This is a genomic window from Pseudomonas emilianonis, from assembly GCF_023072625.1.
Classification (GTDB): domain Bacteria; phylum Pseudomonadota; class Gammaproteobacteria; order Pseudomonadales; family Pseudomonadaceae; genus Aquipseudomonas; species Aquipseudomonas paraveronii.
In genome coordinates this window covers 1-5,807 of sequence record NZ_JAKNRV010000326.1, presented here as the reverse complement: position 1 = coordinate 5,807, position 5,807 = coordinate 1, and the positions used below count along the sequence as shown (strand labels likewise).

The 5,807-nt window shown below is 61.6% G+C and carries 6 protein-coding genes; 3 read left to right on the top strand and 3 right to left on the bottom strand.

Annotated features, from left to right (window positions below; genetic code table 11):
- The 3 genes from L9Z73_RS23975 to gap all read right to left on the bottom strand — a co-directional run.
- On the bottom strand, positions 1-191 hold a 191-nt coding region (locus L9Z73_RS23975; protein WP_247406380.1), incomplete at its 3' end, for a DUF4880 domain-containing protein.
- Positions 192-265: 74 nt separating this feature from the next.
- Positions 266-784, bottom strand: coding sequence for an RNA polymerase sigma factor (locus L9Z73_RS23970; protein WP_247406377.1), 519 nt, complete (start codon positions 782-784; stop codon positions 266-268).
- Positions 785-928: 144 nt separating this feature from the next.
- Positions 929-1,930, bottom strand: a complete 1,002-nt coding sequence (gene gap / locus L9Z73_RS23965) for a type I glyceraldehyde-3-phosphate dehydrogenase (protein ID WP_046490029.1) — start codon at positions 1,928-1,930, stop codon at positions 929-931.
- Positions 1,931-2,151: 221 nt separating this feature from the next.
- Between gap and edd the strand changes: the two genes are divergently transcribed.
- From edd to L9Z73_RS23950, 3 genes are all read left to right on the top strand, one after another.
- Positions 2,152-3,978, top strand: a complete 1,827-nt coding sequence (gene edd / locus L9Z73_RS23960; protein ID WP_247406374.1) for a phosphogluconate dehydratase — start codon at positions 2,152-2,154, stop codon at positions 3,976-3,978.
- The gene (locus L9Z73_RS23955; protein WP_247406371.1) at positions 3,975-4,931 is read left to right on the top strand and encodes a glucokinase; all 957 of its coding nucleotides are present in this window, start codon (positions 3,975-3,977) and stop codon (positions 4,929-4,931) included. Before edd ends, L9Z73_RS23955 begins: the two co-directional genes overlap by 4 nt.
- Positions 4,932-5,081: 150 nt before the next feature.
- The coding region (locus L9Z73_RS23950) for a response regulator (protein ID WP_247406368.1) at positions 5,082-5,807 on the top strand (726 nt) is incomplete at its 3' end.

The window sequence follows — 5,807 nt, the reverse complement described above, 5'->3', positions numbered from 1 at the left end:
CAGGCCGCCTGGGCTTTGCCGAAGGCCTGGGCGTGCGCCGGATCGCCGGCCAGCCAGGCTTCAAACGCCGCCTGCTGCCCAGGTTGCGGGCACTGCAAGGCGATCAGCCAGTCGAGGGCCTGGTCCATCGCCGGGTCTTGCAACACCTCATGAGCCAGCGCATGGGGGCGCAGTTTATTCGGGTCTGTCACGGTGTGCCTCGGGTCTTCGCCGCGTTCTATTTATCTTTCCTACAGCCTGGATCGACATTTCTGTCGGGTGAAGCTTAAGGCTGATCCAGCCGTTCGGCCACACCTACACAGATGGCCATGATCAATTTCAGTTCCTTTTGCACCGTGCTCAAGGACACTTCCAACTGATCGGCAATCTCCTGGTAGCTGCAACCGTGCAGGCGGCTGAGGATGAAGATCTGCTGCTGGCGCGCGCTCAACTGGCCGAGGCTGATGCTCAGGTGCTCAAGCAGTTGCTCGGCTTGGGTCGCGTCTTCGGGCGTGCTGATGGGGGCGGCGACACTTTGCAGGACGTCCAGCGGGACATCTTCCTGCAGTGTGCGGGCCTGTATCCTGCGCGAACGCAAGTGATCCAGCGCGAGGTTGCGCGCGGTCTGGTAGACGAAGGGTTCGAGGTGATCGATCGGCCGCTCGCTCAGGGCCCGGGTGACGCGCAGGTAGGTTTCCTGCAACAGGTCCTCGGCGGTGCTGTGGTTGTTCACCATCCGCTGCAAGGTGCGTAGCAGAATCACCCGTTGGGTGAGAAAGACTTGATTGAAGCGAGATTGGCTCACAGTGATACCGGACCGATTTGCAGTTAATGATAATGCGTATCATCAACACAAATGGCAAGTGGCTATTTCTGCGGACTTGCGCAGGTCAAATGTGGGAGGGGGCAAGTCGAACCGCCCCTCCCACAAACGCCCTCTAGCAAGGGATTACTCGGCGTTGCAGAGCGCCAGGCAGTTATCCAGCATGCGGTTGGAGAAGCCCCACTCGTTGTCGTACCAGGCCAGTACTTTCAGCAGTTTGCCGCTGGACTTGGTGTGGTTGGCGTCGAAGATCGACGACAGCGGGTTGTGGTTGAAGTCACTGGAAACCAGCGGCAGGGTGTTGTAGCCGAGGATTTTCGAGTGCTGGCTGGCTTCCTTGAGCAGCGCGTTGACTTCCTCGGCCGTGGCGTCTTTTTTCAACTGTACGGTGAGGTCCACCAGCGATACGTTGATCACCGGCACCCGCACGGCCATGCCGGTCAGCTTGCCCGCCAGTTCCGGCAGTACCAGGCCGACCGCTTCGGCGGCGCCGGTCTTGCTCGGGATCATGTTCTGGGTGGCCGAGCGCGCGCGGTAGGGGTCGGTGTGGTAGACGTCGGTCAGGTTCTGGTCGTTGGTGTAGGCATGGATGGTGGTCATCAGGCCGCTTTCGATGCCCAGCTCGCGGTGCAGCACCTGGGCCACCGGCGCCAGGCAGTTGGTGGTGCAGGAAGCGTTGGAGATGATCTGGTGGGATTGACGCAAAATGTCATGGTTTACCCCGTAGACCACGGTGGCATCCGCGCCTTTGGCCGGGGCGGAGATGATCACCTTGCGCGCGCCGGCGCTAATATGGGCAGCAGCCTTGGCACGGTCGGTGAACAGGCCGGTGCATTCGAACACCACGTCGATATTGTGCGCAGCCCAGGGCAGGTCGGCGGGGTTGCGAATGGCACTGACGGCGATCCGGTCACCATTGACGGTCAGGCTTTCCTGATCGTGGGCGACCTCTGCATCGAAAGTACCGTGGACGGTGTCATATTTGAGCAGGTGGGCATTGATCGAGCTGTCGCCCAAGTCATTGATGGCGACGATCTGCAAATCCTGGCGATAGCCTTGGGTATACAGTGCGCGCAAGACATTGCGGCCGATACGGCCAAAACCATTGATTGCGATTCGAAGAGTCATTGGAAGCTGCCTGTCGTCGATTTGTTGTAAGAATTACAAGATTATTCGCATAAAAATAGAAAACAAGCCTTTTTAATGGCAATATTTTGTTCAATCTACAACGAGTGACCTGAATCAACTGGTCCGATGATCCAAACGACTCCCTGCCATCCCATGTGCTGCGGGCGTTTGATCAGCATAGACGCTCAGGTCGCCACATCCGCTAGCCTGGAGTTCTACACATGCATCCCCGCGTTCTTGAGGTCACCGAACGGCTTATCGCCCGCAGTCGTGCTACCCGTGAGGCTTACCTTGCGCTCATTCGCGGCGCAGCCAGCGACGGCCCGATGCGCGGCAAGCTGCAATGCGCCAACTTTGCCCACGGCGTGGCCGGTTGCGGCACCGAAGATAAAAATAGCCTGCGCATGATGAACGCCGCCAACGTGGCAATTGTTTCGTCATATAACGACATGCTCTCGGCGCACCAGCCGTATGAACATTTCCCTGAACAGATCAAAAAGGCCCTGCGCGAAGTCGGTTCGGTCGGCCAGTTCGCCGGCGGCACGCCTGCCATGTGCGACGGCGTGACCCAGGGCGAACCGGGCATGGAGCTGAGCCTGCTCAGCCGTGAAGTCATTGCCATGTCCACGGCGGTAGCGCTGTCCCACAACATGTTCGATGCGGCGCTGATGCTGGGCATCTGCGACAAGATCGTCCCCGGCCTGATGATGGGCGCCCTGCGCTACGGCCATCTGCCGATGATCTTTGTCCCCGGCGGGCCAATGCCCTCGGGCATCTCCAACAAGCAGAAGGCCGACGTGCGCCAGCGCTACGCCGAAGGCAAGGCCAGCCGCGAAGAGCTGCTGGAGTCGGAGATGAAGTCCTACCACAGCCCCGGCACCTGCACCTTCTATGGCACCGCCAATACCAACCAGTTGCTGATGGAAGTGATGGGCCTGCATTTGCCCGGCGCCTCGTTCGTCAACCCGTACACGCCGCTGCGTGACGCGCTGACCCGCGAAGCCGCGCATCAGGTCACGCGTCTGACCAAAGCCAACGGCAACTTCACGCCGATCGGCGAGATCGTCGACGAAAAATCCATCGTCAACGCCATCGTCGCGCTCAACGCCACCGGCGGTTCCACCAACCACACCCTGCACATGCCGGCCATCGCCATGTCGGCGGGTATCATCCTGACCTGGCAGGACATGGCCGACCTCTCTGCAGTGGTGCCGACCCTGTCGCACGTGTATCCAAACGGCAAGGCCGACATCAACCACTTCCAGGCGGCGGGCGGCATGTCGTTCCTGATCCGCGAACTGCTCGAAGCCGGCCTGCTGCACGAAGACGTCAACACCGTGGCCGGCAAGGGCCTGAGCCGCTACACGCAGGAACCGTTCCTGGTCGACGGCGAGCTGATCTGGCGCGACGGCCCGATCGAAAGCCTCGACGAAGCCATCCTGCGCCCCGTGGCCCGTGCGTTCTCGCCGGAAGGTGGCTTGCGTGTGATGGAAGGCAACCTCGGCCGTGGCGTGATGAAAGTCTCCGCCGTCGCCCCCGAGCACCAGATCGTCGAAGCCCCGGCGGTGGTGTTCCAGGACCAGCAGGATCTGGCCGATGCGTTCAAGGCCGGCCAGTTGGAAAAAGACTTTGTCGCGGTGATGCGCTTCCAAGGGCCGCGCTCCAACGGCATGCCCGAATTGCACAAGATGACCCCGTTCCTTGGCGTGTTGCAGGACCGTGGTTTCAACGTGGCGCTGGTGACGGACGGGCGCATGTCCGGCGCCTCGGGTAAGATCCCCGCCGCGATTCATGTCAACCCCGAAGCCCAGAGCGGCGGGCCGCTGGCGCGCGTGCGCGATGGCGATATCATTCGCGTGGATGGCGTCAAAGGCACCTTGGAGCTTAAGGTGGACGCCGCAGAATTTGCAGCGCGCACACCTGCCACGGGCCTGTTGGGCAATAACGTGGGGGCCGGTCGCGAGCTGTTTGCCTTTATGCGCTTGGCCGCAAGCTCCGCAGAGCAGGGCGCCAGCGCCTTTACCTGTGCCTTGGAGACGCTTAAGTGAAACTTGCGCTGGTCGGTGACATCGGCGGTACCAACGCCCGTTTTGCGTTGTGGCGGGATCAGGCACTGCATTCGATCCGCGTGCAGGCCACCGCAGATCATAAATGCCCGGAGGACGCGATCAAGGTCTACCTCAAGGAAGAAGGCCTGGCGATCGGCGACATCGGTGCGGTCTGCCTGTCGGTGGCCGGGCCGGTGAGCGGTGATGAATTTAAATTCACCAACAACCACTGGCGCTTGAGTAAGACTGCGTTTTGCAACACCTTGCAGGTGGATGAACTGCTGCTGGTCAATGACTTCTCGGCCATGGCCCTGGGCATGACCCGCTTGAAGCCCGACGAATTTCGCGTGGTCTGCCCTGGCACGCCGGAACCGTTGCGCCCGGCGGTGGTGATCGGTCCGGGCACCGGCCTGGGCGTCGGCACCTTGCTCGACCTGGGCGCCGGCCGTTGGGCCGCGTTGCCGGGGGAGGGCGGGCATGTCGACCTGCCCCTTAGCAGCCCACGGGAAGCCCAGCTGTGGCAGCACATTTACACTGAGATCGGCCATGTCAGCGCCGAAAGCGCCTTGAGTGGTGCAGGTTTGCCACGGGTGTATCGGGCGATCTGTGCGGTGGATGGTCACACGCCGGTGCTGGATACGCCGGAAGCGATCACGGCGGCAGGCTTGGCCGGCGACCCTGTCGCGATGGAAGTGTTGAACCAGTTCAGTATCTGGCTGGGCCGCGTAGCCGGTAACAACGTGCTGACCACCGGCGCACGGGGCGGTGTGTATATCGTCGGCGGGGTGATCCCGCGGTTTGCCGACTTCTTTATCCACAGCGATTTTGCCAAGAGCTTCAGTGACAAAGGCTGCATGAGCGACTACTTCAAGGGCATTCCGGTATGGCTGGTAACCGCGCCGTATTCCGGGTTGACCGGGGCTGGGGTGGCGCTCGAACAGGCATTCGCGTAGGCAGTGATCGCGTCATCGGGGGCAAGTCGAATCGTCGCACCGCCCCTCCCACATTTGAATGCATTCCAAATGTGGGAGGGGGCTTGCCCCCGAAGGGGCCTCAAGGGCAACAGATGACTCAAGTTTGGCTATAACAACAAGGAGGACCCCGTGAGCGTATTCAGTAAATCGATTCTCCTCGTCGACGACGACCAGGAAATCCGCGAATTGCTGCAAACCTACCTCAGTCGCGCCGGTTTCCAGGTACGTGGCGTGCCGGACGGTGCGGGGTTCCGTCAGGCGATGGACGAGGCGCCGTGCGACCTGGTCATCCTCGATGTGATGTTGCCGGACGAAGACGGCTTCAGCCTGTGTCGCTGGATTCGCCAGCACCCGCGCCAGGCGCAGGTGCCGATCATCATGCTCACCGCCAGTTCCGACGAAGCCGACCGCGTGATCGGCCTGGAACTGGGCGCCGATGACTATATCGGCAAGCCTTTCAGCCCCCGCGAGTTGCAGGCGCGGATCAAGGCCCTGTTGCGCCGCTGCCAGTTCGGCCAGGAGCGCAGCGGCAATGGCGAGGTGTTGGTGTTCGATGAATGGCGCCTGGATACGATCAGCCACCGACTGTTTCACGTCGACGGTGAAGAGGTGATCCTCTCCGGGGCAGACTTTGCCCTGCTCAAGCTGTTTCTCGACCACCCGCAACAAATCCTCGACCGCGACACCATCGGCAACGCCACCCGTGGCCGCGACCTGATGCCGCTCGATCGGATTGTTGACATGGCCGTCAGCCGCCTGCGCCAACGCCTGCGCGACACGGAAAAACCGCCGAGGCTGATCCGCACCGTGCGCGGCAGCGGCTATCAACTGGCAGCCAGCGTGGTTGCCGGCAAT

Excerpts from the sequence above, each read along its gene's own strand:
- gap (WP_046490029.1), bottom strand. The coding sequence starts at position 1,930 with ATGACTCTTCGAATCGCAATCAATGGTTTTGGCCGTATCGGCCGCAAT.
- edd (WP_247406374.1), top strand. The coding sequence starts at position 2,152 with ATGCATCCCCGCGTTCTTGAGGTCACCGAACGGCTTATCGCCCGCAGT.